The 14,595-nt window shown below is 50.4% G+C and carries 9 protein-coding genes; 2 read left to right on the top strand and 7 right to left on the bottom strand.

The window, feature by feature from the left end; translation table 11 throughout:
• Positions 1 to 27: 27 nt before the first annotated feature.
• From HI950_RS10560 to HI950_RS10570, 3 genes are all read right to left on the bottom strand, one after another.
• Positions 28 to 3,036: a carbohydrate-binding protein gene (locus HI950_RS10560; RefSeq protein ID WP_223285220.1), complete on the bottom strand. Its 3,009-nt coding sequence runs from the start codon at positions 3,034 to 3,036 to the stop codon at positions 28 to 30.
• 259 nt (positions 3,037 to 3,295) lie between these two features.
• Entirely contained in the window at positions 3,296 to 4,222 is a 927-nt protein-coding gene (locus HI950_RS10565; protein WP_169083670.1) for an SPFH domain-containing protein, read from the bottom strand.
• Positions 4,223 to 4,228: 6 nt separating this feature from the next.
• A complete protein-coding gene (locus HI950_RS10570; RefSeq protein WP_169083669.1) occupies positions 4,229 to 4,657 on the bottom strand; it encodes an NfeD family protein in 429 nt (142 codons plus the stop codon).
• 144 nt (positions 4,658 to 4,801) lie between these two features.
• On the opposite strand from HI950_RS10570, the gene uraA reads away from it, so the two are divergent.
• A complete protein-coding gene (uraA, locus tag HI950_RS10575) occupies positions 4,802 to 6,103 on the top strand; it encodes a uracil permease (protein ID WP_169083668.1) in 1,302 nt (433 codons plus the stop codon).
• A 386-nt stretch (positions 6,104 to 6,489) separates the two neighbouring features.
• Here uraA and HI950_RS10580 read toward each other — a convergent pair whose 3' ends face one another.
• The 4 genes from HI950_RS10580 to HI950_RS10595 form a co-directional block, all read right to left on the bottom strand.
• Positions 6,490 to 7,962, bottom strand: coding sequence for a leucyl aminopeptidase family protein (locus tag HI950_RS10580; protein WP_169083667.1), 1,473 nt, complete (start codon positions 7,960 to 7,962; stop codon positions 6,490 to 6,492).
• 141 nt (positions 7,963 to 8,103) lie between these two features.
• Positions 8,104 to 8,961, bottom strand: coding sequence for a histidinol-phosphatase HisJ (gene hisJ / locus HI950_RS10585; protein WP_169083666.1), 858 nt, complete (start codon positions 8,959 to 8,961; stop codon positions 8,104 to 8,106).
• Positions 8,962 to 9,310: 349 nt separating this feature from the next.
• The gene (locus tag HI950_RS10590; RefSeq protein ID WP_169083665.1) at positions 9,311 to 10,105 is read right to left on the bottom strand and encodes a DeoR/GlpR family DNA-binding transcription regulator; all 795 of its coding nucleotides are present in this window, start codon (positions 10,103 to 10,105) and stop codon (positions 9,311 to 9,313) included.
• Positions 10,106 to 10,342: 237 nt separating this feature from the next.
• Positions 10,343 to 11,203, bottom strand: coding sequence for a helix-turn-helix domain-containing protein (locus HI950_RS10595; protein WP_169083664.1), 861 nt, complete (start codon positions 11,201 to 11,203; stop codon positions 10,343 to 10,345).
• Positions 11,204 to 11,319: 116 nt separating this feature from the next.
• On the opposite strand from HI950_RS10595, the gene HI950_RS10600 reads away from it, so the two are divergent.
• Positions 11,320 to 14,352 (top strand): glycoside hydrolase family 2 TIM barrel-domain containing protein, encoded by a 3,033-nt coding sequence (locus HI950_RS10600; RefSeq protein ID WP_169083663.1) that lies wholly within the window; start codon positions 11,320 to 11,322, stop codon positions 14,350 to 14,352.
• The last annotated feature ends 243 nt before the right edge of the window (positions 14,353 to 14,595 follow it).

Below are 14,595 nucleotides of genomic sequence, written 5' to 3' on the forward strand. Positions count from 1 at the left end.
TCCGGTTCTGCCCGAGGGATTTTTCATTTATTTGGTTTTAATTTTGTACAGCTTCGATTGCGCTCCGTTCAACTCTACCTGCAATTGCCCTGCTGCGACATCGCGGGTCGCGTTCGTCCACAGGTCAGTCACCTTGGCGTTGGACGCTGCTGGAATGCCCGCGCGTTCAAAATCTACCGTTTTCGTCACGGGCTCATTCGTGTAGTTAAACACCGCGACGTAATAATCCGCCCCATCCTTCATGACGAACGTATCCGCGGCACCTGTTCCGGTGTTCCCCTCAACCGGCCTAAATGCTTTGCCTTTGAGCGCCACCTCGTTGACTTCCTTGTTAGTCAGCAGCTTCTTCATAAGCTCCTGAGCGGCCGGATCATTCACGTCATCGGAATTCAGATATACGGTGCCGGAAATGACGGCGGAGTTGACTCTTGACTGCGCTGCATCGAACGAGCCGCCCTTCACCAGCGTCATATAATCCGGGTCCGTGTAGGAGTAGATCGTTCCATTTTGCCAGAAGCCATAGGTTAAATTGTTTAATTGATATTCCGTCTTGCTCAGCGTTCCGTCAATGTCGCATGATATCCGCCTTGCGTGAGCGTACTGGCTCGGGAATAAAGGCGCGATCGACGCGCTGATGAACATTTTGCCGCCCAGCACCTTGTTGATATGCGCCATTCCTTGATTGTAAGCCTGAATGCCCGTTTGAACATTAGAGTCATAGTGCTTGCCCTCGAAGGAGCAGTGGCTTAAAAAGTCGATCTTGATATATTCAAAGCCGTAATCGAGGAACCGCTTGAAATAGTATTCGATCCGCTGCTTTGAGCCGGGATGAGTCGGATCGATCGCGTAGGCGCCGTCCACCTTCGGCAAAGGATTGCCGCTCAGATCCCGCAGAATGATTTCGCCGTACGTGTACTTGCCATTCGTGCCTTCGACAGGCTGGTCCATATTTTCACCCCAATAGACGAACGGACCATAATAAATGCCTGCCTTCTGTCCGTTCTTATTAATGACCTGTACGGCTTGCTCAAGCTGCTGCTCGGTCAGATTATCCCAATAGGAGTCCATATTAATATAGACATTGCCTTTGTTCGCGAAGGAAGACTTCTGCAAATTTTCCTTAAAGAAATCGGAAACTGCGACAACCTTGTCGTAGCTTAATTTGCTATCATAAGCGCCCCAGCTGTTCCAGCCTACCGGTACGCCCTTCGGAACGCCGTGATCGAACTTGAGCGGCGGTGCAACCGCTGCGTTCGCCTCGCCGAAGCTCTCCAGCCCTGCGCGGTAATCCGCATAGTAGCCGACAACAATTTGCGGCGATGTTAATGTCGTCCCCGTCACCTTGCCATGCGGAATCGTATCATGCGTCGAGGTAGGAGATGAGAAGCCTCCATATACCTTCAGCTTGTTCAAGCGATCGTCCGAGCCGCTCCAATAAATGCCCGTTTTCCACTGGTCATGGGTAACCGAGCCAACCACTAAGCCATTGCGGCTTGTATTGTCATAAATGGCTGTCAGCTCCGAGCTGATATAGTTATTGTTGTTCAGGCTCGTATTAATCGTCCTAGCTTGATATCTCGACCACGCATCATTATCAAATGGAGCGACCAGTACCCGATTATCCGAGTAGCTGCCAATGTCGATGCCGCCCTTGTTGCTTAGAACAAGGGGAGCCATATCGTTTGTGCTAAGCGCCGTATCGCTAGTAACTTGTTGGCTCACTAAGAAGTAAGGCAGATTTTCATAAATGTGATAAATCTGCTTCATCGTCGGCAGGCCGGCTTGTTTGTTTTCAATGGTCACTTGAATGCCTTTGCCATGCCCGTCTTTTATTTTCTCAATTTTTTTCAAAGTGAACAGATGCTCGGCATAGCTTTTGCTGTCCAGCTGTTTGTCCAGCATGATGCTGCTGTAAATGCCCTTGACAATCGTTTTGCCATTCCACTCGTATGCCGCAAGCCCGGAGTCGGTATTATAAGTTAGTTTATAAATGCCGTTCGACAGCGTTAAGCCCGACTTATGCTCCTCCACCATGATCGGGCCGTACTTTGCAGAGTCGAGCTTCGCGCCGATATTGCCGATCTCGCTAACGTCGCCCGGCTCCTCGCCAGGCTCTTCGGAGCTGATCACTTCAATTTTATCGATATCCGGCGACCATCCGCCGTTATCGTCGAACAGAATCGTGTTGCTTCCTTCTTTCAGATGCACCTCGATCTGGAATAAGCCAGTCGTATCCCAGCTTGCCGTTTGCGGCAAAGAGTAGGCTTCTGCCTCGCCGTCATTCACCTGAATGGAGACAGGACGAGGATCGCCGGAAATATAACTGATCTTTAACGTATAATTGCCTTCAGACGGCGCGTTTATTTGATTGAATTGCAGCGTTGAACCGCCCCAAATATCGCCTACCTTCTTGCCATCTGAGCACGCGGTTTCTGCTTTGCATAATTTTATTGCTGCATTTCCCGTAAGCCGATTGATCGGCGCTTCCGCCTCATAGACTTGTCCATTGCCGGCAGGCGGCTCGTTCGGATCTGTTCCGGCATCCGCTAAACGCAGATCCATTTTATCGATATCGGGAGAATAACCGCCCTCGTCATCAAATCGAATAGTGTTCTCGCCCTGGTTGAGCTGGAGCTGAATCTCGTAGCTGCCCCGTGTATTCCAATCCGCTGTTTTCGGAAGATCGTAGCGGTCGCTTGCCCCGTCGTTCACTCGAACGGCAAACGATCGCGGATCGCCAGAAATATAATGCACCGTCATCGTATAAATCCCCTCGTCGGCTACATTTACACCATTGAACTGCAATGCCGAGCCTCCCCAAAGGCTTCCTACCATTTGATTGCCTGAGCAGCCAACAGCAGTCTCGCAATTTTTTATTTCCGCTTTGCCGCTCAGCAGATTGCCTGCTGCCTCTGCCTCAAAGGAATAGCTCACAGCCCCCGCTTGATCCTCGGCTAAAGCCATAGGAGCGCTCATTGCCGCCCCAAATAACAGAACCAATGTCAAAAAAACGATCAAGCCTCTTCCGAATTTCATCCTGCTCAACATCATTTCCTCCTCTTTCGCGTTTATTTATAAAGCGCTTTCTTAATTCAGTTTAAAGCTGATTATAGGGCAGAACTAGCCAAAAATGTTACGATTCGTACTCCAAACCAACTGACTTTCACCCGCTCCCTCCTCAGCGCGGATCGTTGCGGTCGCCTTGGAACGCAATAAAAAATGCCCCAAAAGCGGCCGTTGCCGCTCACGGGACATTTTATGGAACCAGTACTAGCTTTGCTAGCTCTTACTGCTCCTATTTGCTTGCTTTCAGCATTTCTCCAATTGCACCGATGCTGCCAAGCGTATCTACTGCCCTGGTAGGAATGAACACTTTATTCGCCGCGCCCTGGGCAATATCAGTAAGCGCCTCAAGCGAGCGGTACGTCAGCACATTCTCGTCGAGGCCGGCGGAGCGAATGAGCTCGATCCGGCTTTTCTCCGCCTCGGCTATCGCTTGGATTGCCTTCGCCTCCCCTAGCGCCTCAAGCTCCTGGGCGTGGCGCTGCCCTTCCGCTTGACGGATACGCGCTTCCTTATCGCCCTCCGCCTTCAATATTTTGCTTTGCTTATCGCCCTCAGCACGCAAAATCATATCCTGCTTCGCCGCTTCCGCATCGAGCACCATCGCCCGCTTGCTTCGCTCCGCTTTCATTTGCTTATCCATCGCATCCTGAATATCAACCGGCGGCTGAATGTCGATCACCTCGACCCGCTCGATGCGAACGCCCCACTTCTCTGTCGCCTCATCAAGCGCGATGCGAATATCGGACGATATTTTCTCGCGCCCGGACAGCGTCTCATCCAGCTCCATTTTGCCGATAATTTGCCGCATCGTGGCCGTACTAATATTGCGCACTCCGTATACATAATCGGATATGCCGTAGGTTGCCTGCTCCGGACCGGTCACCTGATAAAAAATGATCGTGTCGATTTTCACCTGAACGTTATCCTTCGTAATGACCGTCTGAGGCGGCACGTTCGCTTGCTGAATACGCAAATCATGGTACGTCCGAACATGATCGATAATCGGAATAAGAATGTTGACGCCAGGCGTCAGCAGCCGGTTGAACTTCCCGAGACGCTCAACAACGCCTATCCGCTGCTGCGGTACGATTTTGATCGATAAAGCGACGAATACAACAACGATTGCAAGCAAAATGATCGCTACAATTAGACCCATTAATCATTAGCCTCCCCATTTCTCAACTTGGAGCACTGCGCTTCCGCGACTGACGACTTTAACAGACTCTCCCTTTAACAACGGCTCGTTTGACACCGCGCTCCACGTTTCATTTCCTACTTTGACGATGCCGGGCGCTTCTCCCGTTACCTCCTCAAGCACGATTCCTTGCTTGCCGACCAGCTCGTCCACGGCATCCTTAAAGCCCCGTGAGGAATGAAATCGCCTCGTAATCGGTCCCGTAAAAACCGTCAAAATAAGAGCAACGATGCAGAGAGCTACCAGTTCAAGCACAAGAGAACCTGGCCAAAACCAATCAATAACAGCGGCAACAACGGCGCCGATGCCGAGCCACAGCAAATAAAACGTAAGCGTTAGCATTTCCACAACTACCAGTATGCCGGCGAGAATGAGCCAGATTGCCCACAATTCCATCCTGTGTCACCTCCTCCTTCTCATTAATGTATTCGTTTATGTCTAACCTATGATAAGAAAACACTTGCCAAACCAATGCAGAACTATGTAGAATCGACAAGGGTCAAAAATAGACAACCTATATCATTGAAGGAGCTTATTCTCATGAAAAACGCAATTGGGGTTCACGAAAGGCCTCCTACACTGCAAAGCTTTCTGCTAAGCTTGCAGCATCTTTTTGCTATGTTTGGTTCTACCGTGCTTGTACCGAATATACTTGGCGTTGATCCAGCAATCTGCTTGCTCATGAACGGGATCGGAACGCTGCTCTATCTCTGGATATGCAACAACAAAATTCCAGCTTATCTCGGCTCAAGCTTTGCCTTTCTCGCGCCAGCAGGGGCTGTTATCGGCGATCAGGCTTCTGGCGGCAGCTATGCGGCTGCTCTTGGCGGATTTATTATATCGGGCGTCATCTTCACGATCGTCGCGCTTATCATTCAAGCAGCCGGTACCGGCTGGATCAACGTCGTTTTTCCGCCTGCAGCTATGGGCGCAATCGTTGCGATCATTGGCTTAGAGCTTATCCCGGTCGCGGCACGGATGGCTGGTTGGATTAGACCTGCAGATGTTTCCTCTACTGCGGTATGGTCACCAGATCCAAAAATTGTAGCCCTCTCTACCATAACCCTTGCCGTAACGGTGCTCGGCTCGGTGCTGTTCCGCGGCTTCATGCGCATCATCCCGATTCTGATCGGTATCGTAACCGGTTATGTGCTTGCTTATTTCATGGGCTTTACCGACTTCAGCAACGTGGCAGAGAGCGGCGTTGTTCAGCTTCCGCATTTCACCACCCCCGTTTTTCAATGGTCGGCGATCATTGCTATTGCGCCTGCGGCGCTTGTCGTCATCGCCGAGCATATCGGGCACTTGGTCGTAACCGGCAACATCGTAGACAAAGACCTATCGAAGGACCCCGGCCTTCACCGCTCCATGCTCGGCAACGGAATTTCTACCATCCTATCCGGATTTGTAGGCTCCACGCCTAACACAACCTATGGGGAAAATATCGGGGTTCTTGCGATAACGAAAGTCTACTCGACCTTCGTTATCGGGGGCGCGGCAGTTATTGCGATCGTGCTTTCGTTCTCCGGAAAATTTTCGGCGCTCATTTCCGCTATTCCAGGACCGGTTATGGGCGGCGTTTCCTTGCTGCTGTTCGGCGTTATCGCCGCTTCCGGCCTTCGGATGCTCGTAGAATCCAAGGTGGATTACAGCAAGCCTACCAATCTGTTCTTAACGACCGTCGTGCTTGTTACAGGCCTAAGCGGCGTAAATCTTACAATCGGCGATTTCTCCCTTTCGGGGATGGCGCTCGCAACCGTAGTTGCGATTGCGCTTAGCCTGCTGTTCAAAGTGTTTGACGTGCTAAAGCTATCCAACGACCATGAAGCTTCAGGTCATTAGAGCGCACCACGGCGCAACTCATACGCAGAATCTATGGCGCTCAACAAGCAACACGCCACAAAAAGCCTCCAAGCCCACTTGTATAGTGGATTTGGAGGCTTTTTTGCACTTTATCCGGAACTCTCTCATTTAAGGTAACGCATATGAGACTGCCCTTACTTTGTTTACTCACTATATGTATAAACGCAACTAGCTGCCGTTACCGTTCATTTCCTCTAAATAATCGTCAAGCGCTTCCTCCGATATGACTCTTACTACGATCAAAATAAGCTCCACCTTTTTCATAAAATAATAGGGAAGGGTATGCTCTCATTTTACATCAATAACCGCTTTATGTACGTTAAATGATGAAGAGCACCTCTCCATTGAGGTGCCCTTCATCATTTTTAAACGCCGCTCGCGATCCATTCGGCGAGCAGTCTCGTCCCATAGCCTGTCGCGCCGACCACCAAATGGCCCTTGCTGTCGGACGATTCCTTCAACGCGTTCATATCGATGTGCGCCCACTTATACGAGGGGCTTGTGAACTTGCGCAGAAACAGCGCTGACGTAATAGCTCCGGCTTCACCTACTCGGCTGATGTTGCAAATGTCGGCATAGTCGCTTTTCAAATAAGCTTCATATTCATCGACGAGGGGAAGCTGCCATAATTTCTCCCCGACACCTTCGCCCACTGTCCGAATCGACTGCACCAGCGAGTCGTCTCCCCATATTCCGGCCAATAACGAGCCGAGCGCGCCTCCGCATGAATACGTCAGCGTTGCCATGTCGACGACTCGCTTAGCACCGATTTGACCTGCGTAAACTAAGGCATCCGCCAGCACTAGCCGTCCCTCCGAATCGGTATTGCCAACCTGCACAGTCGTTCCATTTGCATACCGAAGCACCTCGCCTGGCAGCAAAGCATTCGCGTCAGGGACGTTCTCCGCAGCTGCAACCAATACGGCGATATTTGCCGGGATGCCGCGACCCGCGATAATGCTCAAGGCGCCGATTACGGCAGCAGCACCCGCCATGTCCATGCGCATATCGCTAATATCATTGTCCCGCTTCAGACTGATGCCGCCTGTGTCGAAGGTAATGCCTTTGCCGATAAGAACGGTGAGCGGAATGGCAGGGTCAGTGCAATACCTAAAATCCATGAATACGGGCGGATTTATGCTTCCGCGGCCGACTGCCGGCAGACCCGCCATGCCAAGACGCTCCAGCTCTTCTCCCGTCTTAATAGCAACGCTTGCCGCTCCGCCTTCAAAATGCTCCTGAACACGCTCCGCAAACTTTAGCGGAGTAAGCGCATTCGACGGCTCGTTAGTCAGATCGCGAGCAAGCATCGTGCCTTGCGCCCGAATTTCACCGAGGCGAACCGCTTCAGTCAGACGCTCCTTACCCTCTGCCTCGAAAAAGATGGAGGTAACGGAGCGATGCGTTTTTTTCGACCGGTAGCGGTCAAATGAATAGGTCCCAAGCAGCCAGCCTTCCACCCATGCCGCTACGAAGGCTTCTTCATCGGCATCAATACCTGCACGAACGCCCAGCCCCTCAAAGGAAATAACCGCCGACTGCAGCCCTTCACGCTCCGCCGCTCGTCCAGCAGCTCCTGCTGCTTCGGTTAAACGAAAAGCTGCAGCTTGACCGGCTTCGCCCATGCCAACGAACAAATAATGCGGCTGCTCACCGCGTCCGTAGAACCATGTGGTTTCACCACGTTCGCCCATCCGCTGCCGCGGTTCATGCCTCTCAAGAAACGAATTCAGCAGCCCGCTGCTATACGAATGGTCAAAGCTATTTTTATAGATAGGAAAAATAATGGCCTGACCTGCACCGCCTAAACGAAGTTTAAAGGTTGGCATCGCATTCATATTCATTCACTCCTTATTCTTTCAAAGATCCGATCATAACGCCTTTTGCAAAAAACTTCTGGATAAAGGGATGTATAAATAACGATGTGCAACGACTCTTCTCAACCATTTGCAGTCGGATTTGTAACCATAAGGGAGCAATCACCTCTTCTCCAAATTTCTACTGATCTCTTTTCTTGCTTCGTTCAATGTCCGCTCAAACCAGTCCCAGCCTGCTCCAACTTCATCAGGCTTGTGAGAATCCGAGCCGTAAACGAGCGGGATACCGCGCTTCAGACACTCTAGAATGAACCATTCCGGTACGTAAGCTTTCCCGCAAGTCGGCTTCCGGAAGCCTGCCGTGTTCACATCTACACCCGCTCCGGCTGCTTCCAGCTTCGGCAAAATGCCGTTCAATCGGCGCTTGACGAGGGTTTCGTCCAGCTCCGGCAGCGCCAGATGGAATTTCTCAATCAAATTGATGTGCCCGATTCTTTTGCGGCACGGAAGTTTAGAAGCCCATTCGATAGCCGCTTCGACATGGTTGTAATACTCTTCAGCAACCTTGTCCATCGACCCGTAATACTGAATCAGCTTGGTTTGGAACGTCTCCGGCGTGTAGTCGATACATTGGTTGCCGCCGATTCCCGGCAGATAATGCACAGAGAACACTACATCCTCGAGCTGTTCCCCGTATTTGTCGACCAGCCGGAGCGCAAAATCGGGGTCCTCTGGCAAAAAATCCAGCTCCAGACCAACGGCAGCCTCGATCCGTCCTTCGTAACGCGCTTTGGCTTGTCTTGCTTGTTCGAAATAGAGCGGCAGCTCTTCTTCTTTCATCGCCAGCTGCGCCATCAACGGAAGATCGTCGATGTAGCCTGCTGGCAGCGGGGGATGCTCACTGAACGTGTACCGCTGAAATCCGAGCCGGACTGCTTGCTCCAAATAAAGATCCATGTTAGCGCTGCTGCCGTGGCGGCAAAAATTAGTGTGTGTATGTCCATCCCATTTCAATTGCATGTTTCTGCTCCTTTTTTCGTTGTCTGCCCTTCTGCTGGCCGTGCATACGGGAGACAATCACATCGTATTATGTTACTTGTCATTCGACAATATGTTTGATCAAACATTAATACAATCTATACAAACATTCTATTCTTTGTTAACTATAAATTAAGTAAAGCTGGTTTATCAACGTTTTATCAACATTCCATCAATGTTTTGTGAAAATTTCACACGGGTATCCTTATGCCCGGTAATGTGCAGTTTTCTTTAATACATGTTTAATGTCACAAAAAAGAACTGAATTCGCATCGTAAAATGCGAAGTTCAGTTCTCTATTTTAATAAGACCGTATTAATGAGTAACTAGTCTACTCCGTTAACGGAGCTTCGATCCACTCAACCCCATTAGCCGCTAGATGCTCCGCCCAACCCTCTGGGCATGGACTGTCGGATATGACCGAGTCCACTTCCTCGAACGCTAACATATGAGTGAACGAAATGACGCCAAGCTTGGAATGGTCTGCCAAAACGTAAACCTGCTCCGCAGTCTGCGCAAAAATGCGCGACATGGAAGCCTCATCCGGGTCGTAATCGCTGATGCCGCCGGATATCGAGATGCCGCCTGCCGATAAAAAGGCTTTGCTCACACGGAATTGCTGCATCGTCCTCTCGCAAATAGAACCGCTGATCGATTGCTGTTCCGGATTAAGCTCCCCGCCTAGCAAAATAATCTTTCCGCTAAATCTTCCTTGGTTGACGCCGTCCATCAGTCCCGTTGCCACAGAAACACTATTCGTCAGCACCGTCAGCCGCCTGCGGCCCGCAATCGCCTTGACCAGCTCGAGCGCCGTCGTGCCGACGTCAATCGCAATGGTATCTCCGTCTTCAATTAGCGCAGCCGCGCGGCGCCCGATAGCTTCTTTTTCTTTGACATATTTCAATTGCCTCTGCGTAAAGGGTGCCTCGGAGGTTTGGAATAACGGCTTTGTTGCTCCCCCGTATACGCGGCGCAGCAGCCCGTCCTTCTCCAGAACGTCCAAATCCCTTCGAATCGTTTCGGGCGATACGTTAAAGTGCTCCGCGAGCGGAACGACTCTGACCTTCCCTTCCGAGTTCAATAGATTAATAATCGTTTGCTTGCGCTCTTCCGCCAAAACCGACACTGCTACGCACCTCGTTTATCGATTATTAGTTATAAATGTTGTGGATTAATGTGGATTTACTTTTTAATTTTATCGCACATCCAGACACGTTGTAAACTTATAAGAGCATTATTTACAATAAATTCGGCTTGTTTTAACATCAAGAAAACAGAATACACATATGATCACTTTCAGTGAGTTTCTGTTTGATTTTGTTGTATTATCATATAATGGAGTGAGGCATATGAGGATGTCTTTTCACTCCGTTTCGCGTCGTTCCGCCCTTGATTCGGAAGGCGTAATCCCGTAAACCCGGCGGAACAATCGTGTAAAATAGACCGGCTCCATCCCGATATAGGAGGCAGCTTGCCGAATCGTCATATTCGGCTGCTCGGCGAGCAGAAGCGCTGCTGTTCTCAGCCGCAATCGCTGCAAATATTGCAAAGGCGTTATTTGCAGCGAATTTCTAAACAGCCGGGTGAGCTGCTTCTGTGAGTATCCGACATGAGCGGCAAGCTCACCCATCGTAATATGGCGTTCGAGATGATCATGCAGAAATCGGACGGCTATATCAACGATAGGATGCTGAGCTTCATTCGCTCGATTCGTGAAGGCTGATATCGAAACCTTTGACGTAGACTGAAGCTGCCTCTTCAGCTCTAGGCAAAAGGCAAACAAGCATTCCGTCGCTGCCCACTCATCATGCTGCGGTCCCGAGAGCGACCATATTTTTTTCAACAAATCATACAAGCGCTCTTTCTCCTTAAACGGGCAATGAAACGACTCTCCTCCAAACCCCCAGCCTGAGAGAATCCCCGCTTCCTTCTCAACGAAGGTAACATATCCGACGTACCAAGGCTCGACTCCATCGGGCATATATTCATGCGGCTTGCCAGCCGGGATGTAGAGCAGCATATGCGGCAGCAAGATGTCCCATTTATCCTGCCCTGGCAGACGAAACCTCCCCTTGCCCGAAAAGGTTAAAAACAATTGATTGGCCGAGAATCCTTCCAAGCGGGTAATAGGTGACTGTATCTCCGTTCCTGCCGTATAAACAGCAAAAGGAAGCCCCTCGTCAATTTGATATAAGCTATTGCTTCTCAAGCTAAGCAGTTCCAACCGGTTCACCCCATATGTCCATTTTGTACTATAGGTTGTCTGTTTTGTCTCCTGATCAATCATCCTATCTGACGGTTATAATGAAGTCAAGCCAAGACCGAGAGGATGAGTGTCAGATGATTATGATTGATAAATATTGGGAGGATCCCGAGAAGCTGCATGTGAACCGCGAGGCTCCGCGCGCTTACTATATTCCATATGCCGATACTGCTGCGGCCAAAGAGCATCAAAGAGGGCGCTCCCCCTATTATGAGTCGCTTAACGGGAGCTGGAAGTTCAACTATTACCCAAGCGTCTTGCAAGTAAACAATGCTTTCTATGAAGCTGAAACCGATGTTAGCGCTTGGGATGATTTGATTGTGCCATCCTGTTGGCAGACAAACGGGTACGACCAGCTGCAATATACAAACATTAATTATCCTATACCTTGTGACCCGCCATTTGTGCCGGATGACAATCCCGCCGGTCTGTACGTCAGAGACTTCCATTTGCCGGACAACTGGGCGGGCAAAGAGAAATATGCCGTATTTGAGGGCGTCAACTCCTGCTTCTACCTTTGGGTGAACGGTATATTTGCCGGATACAGCCAAGGCAGCCGCATGCCTGCGGAATTTCTCATCTCCCCTTATCTTCGCCCAGGGCAAAACCGCATTGCCGTTATGGTATTGAAGTGGTGCGATGGAACATATCTGGAGGATCAGGATGCGTGGCGCTTTTCCGGCATCTTCCGTGACGTTTATTTGCTAGGCCGCGACGAGACGCATATTCGTGATGTTTTTAATAAAACGATATTCGCAGACGGTTTCGAGCAGGCTTCTCTGCAAACAGAAATCGAAACAACGGGAGCTCTGGAAGTGAAAGCCGAGCTGCGTGATTCCGCTCATCAGCTTATCGCGGCCGCACAAGCCGTAATTGAGAACCAAGGCATAATCACGCTGGATATACAGAAGCCAATACTTTGGAATGCGGAGGCGCCTTACCTCTACGAGCTTTATTTGTATGCCGGTGAAGAGATCATTAAATTCCAAGTAGGCTTCCGCAAGGTCGAAATTATTGACGGCGTATTCCAAATCAATGGACAAGCTGTCAAGCTGCGCGGCGTCAACCGTCATGATTCTCATCCTGAGCTAGGACAGACGATTCCCGTTCACCATATGATTCAAGATTTGAAGCTGATGAAACGCCATAATGTGAACACCATCCGTACTTCCCATTACCCGAACGACGCTCGTTTTTATGAGCTGTGCAACGAGTATGGATTTTACGTCGTGGATGAGGCGGACTTGGAAACCCATGGCATGGGTGTCCCTGACGACGGGGCAGACGGGTCTTCGCATCGGCTGGCCACCGATCCGAAATGGAAGGAAGCTTACGTCGAGCGGGCATCCCGCATGGTGGAAAGAGACAAAAACCAGCCTTGCATCGTCATGTGGTCGCTCGGGAATGAATCCGGATATGGGATAAACCATATCGCAATGGCGGAATGGATTCAGCAAAGAGATCACTCAAGGCTCGTGCATTACGAAAGTGCGGCTCCGCATTACGGAGGGCATGAGAACATAGAATCACTCGACGTAGAGAGCCGCATGTACTCGTCCGTCCAGTTTATTGAGGAATACGCCAAAGAGGAGTCGAACAAAAAGCCTCTGTTCCTATGTGAATACAGCCATGCCATGGGCAATGGCCCCGGCGATTTGAAGGACTATTGGGACATCATCCACCGGTATCCGAAGCTTATGGGCGGCTGCGTCTGGGAATGGTGCGACCATGGCATCGCGACCGAGACGAAAGAAGGCCAACCGTTCTTTGCTTACGGAGGCGATTTTGGAGACAAGCCGAATGACGGCAACTTCTGCATCGACGGACTCGTTTACCCGGATCGCAGGCCGCATACCGGGCTGCTTGAGCTGAAGCAGGTTATGGCACCGATTCATATCGAAGCGGTTGAATTATCAGGCGGCAAGCTAAAGATCACCAATTTGCATGATTTTATCGACCTGTCCCATATCGGCTTGCACTGGAAGGTAGAGAAGGATGGAATAACAATCGAACAAGGCCAAATCTGGCAGCTCGATGCCTCTGCGCATGAGCATCAGCTCGTAACGCTGCCTTATGCATGGCCCAAAACACAGGATAGCTGCTATACACTCACCTTGTCCTGCTGGATGAACCGGGAAACATCATGGGCGGAGATGGGCTATGAGGTTGCGTTCACGCAGTTCACCCTGCTTGAGCCTTGTCCATCCGCCGTGCCTGCTAACCCTACTTATCCTTCATCGCTCTCCCTAAAGGTTGCTGAAAATGATCGAACGCTGACGATAGAAGGGTTTGATTTCCGTTACGCCTTTAATCTGGACCGCGGGACGTTTGAGCAAATAACCCGGAGCGGCATCGCGATGCTGGAGCAGCCGATGCGCTTCAACATTTGGCGGGCGCCAATCGACAACGATATGCATATCCGCAAGCAATGGGAGGAGCTTGGATACGACCGAGCAGTTATGAAGGTCTACAGCTGCGAATGGTCACTGTTAAGCCAATCAACGCTGGAGGTTCGAATGGCATTTTCCTTGGGCGGCTATACGCAATATCCGATCCTGCACGGCGAAGCACTCTGGCAAGTTGACGCATCCGGCGAAATCAAGCTCGATGTCCAAGTGAAGGTAAGGGAATCGGCAGCTTACTTGCCGCGCTTCGGATTGCAGCTGATTATGCCAAATGGAAATGAGCAGGTCGAATACTTCGGCTACGGACCGCACGAGAGCTATGTCGATAAACGCCAAAGCGTTCGAAAAGGCAAATACCTTACGACGGTTGACGGAATGTTTGAGCCTTACATCATGCCGCAGGAGAATGGCTCGCGTTACGGCACCAATTGGGCGGTCATATCAAGCGAGCAAGGAATGGGCTTGAAATTCACCTCGCCTGAGCCGTTCTCATTCAACGCGTCGCACTATACGCCGCTTGACCTTACAAACGCTGCGCACAATCATGAATTGAAGCGGCGGAAGGAAACCATCGTTCATCTTGATTACAAAATGAGCGGCGTCGGATCAAATTCCTGCGGACCCGAGCTGCTGGATCAGTACCGTCTGAATGAGAAGCAATTCCGCTTCGAGCTTGTTATAAAGCCAGTGTTCAGCGAAGACTAACAGTAAGAAAAAAGGACGGAGCAGCGTGATTTAGCCGCTCCGTCCTTTTTAGCTCAGCAGATGCTTTCTCGAGCAAACTTTGGACATGCTCAAAAGATGCAGCTAAAGCTCATATGCGACACGAGCTGCAATACGTCTATTTTCTAGACTTATTTCTTGAAAAGCGGCCAGTTTGCAAGATTTAGATCTACAATCTAGCTCTATTTTCTTAGAATAGGTGCGGTAAACGCCAGTTGGCGGGGT

The organism is Paenibacillus sp. PL91 (assembly GCF_012935325.2).
Lineage (GTDB): Bacteria > Bacillota > Bacilli > Paenibacillales > Paenibacillaceae > Pristimantibacillus.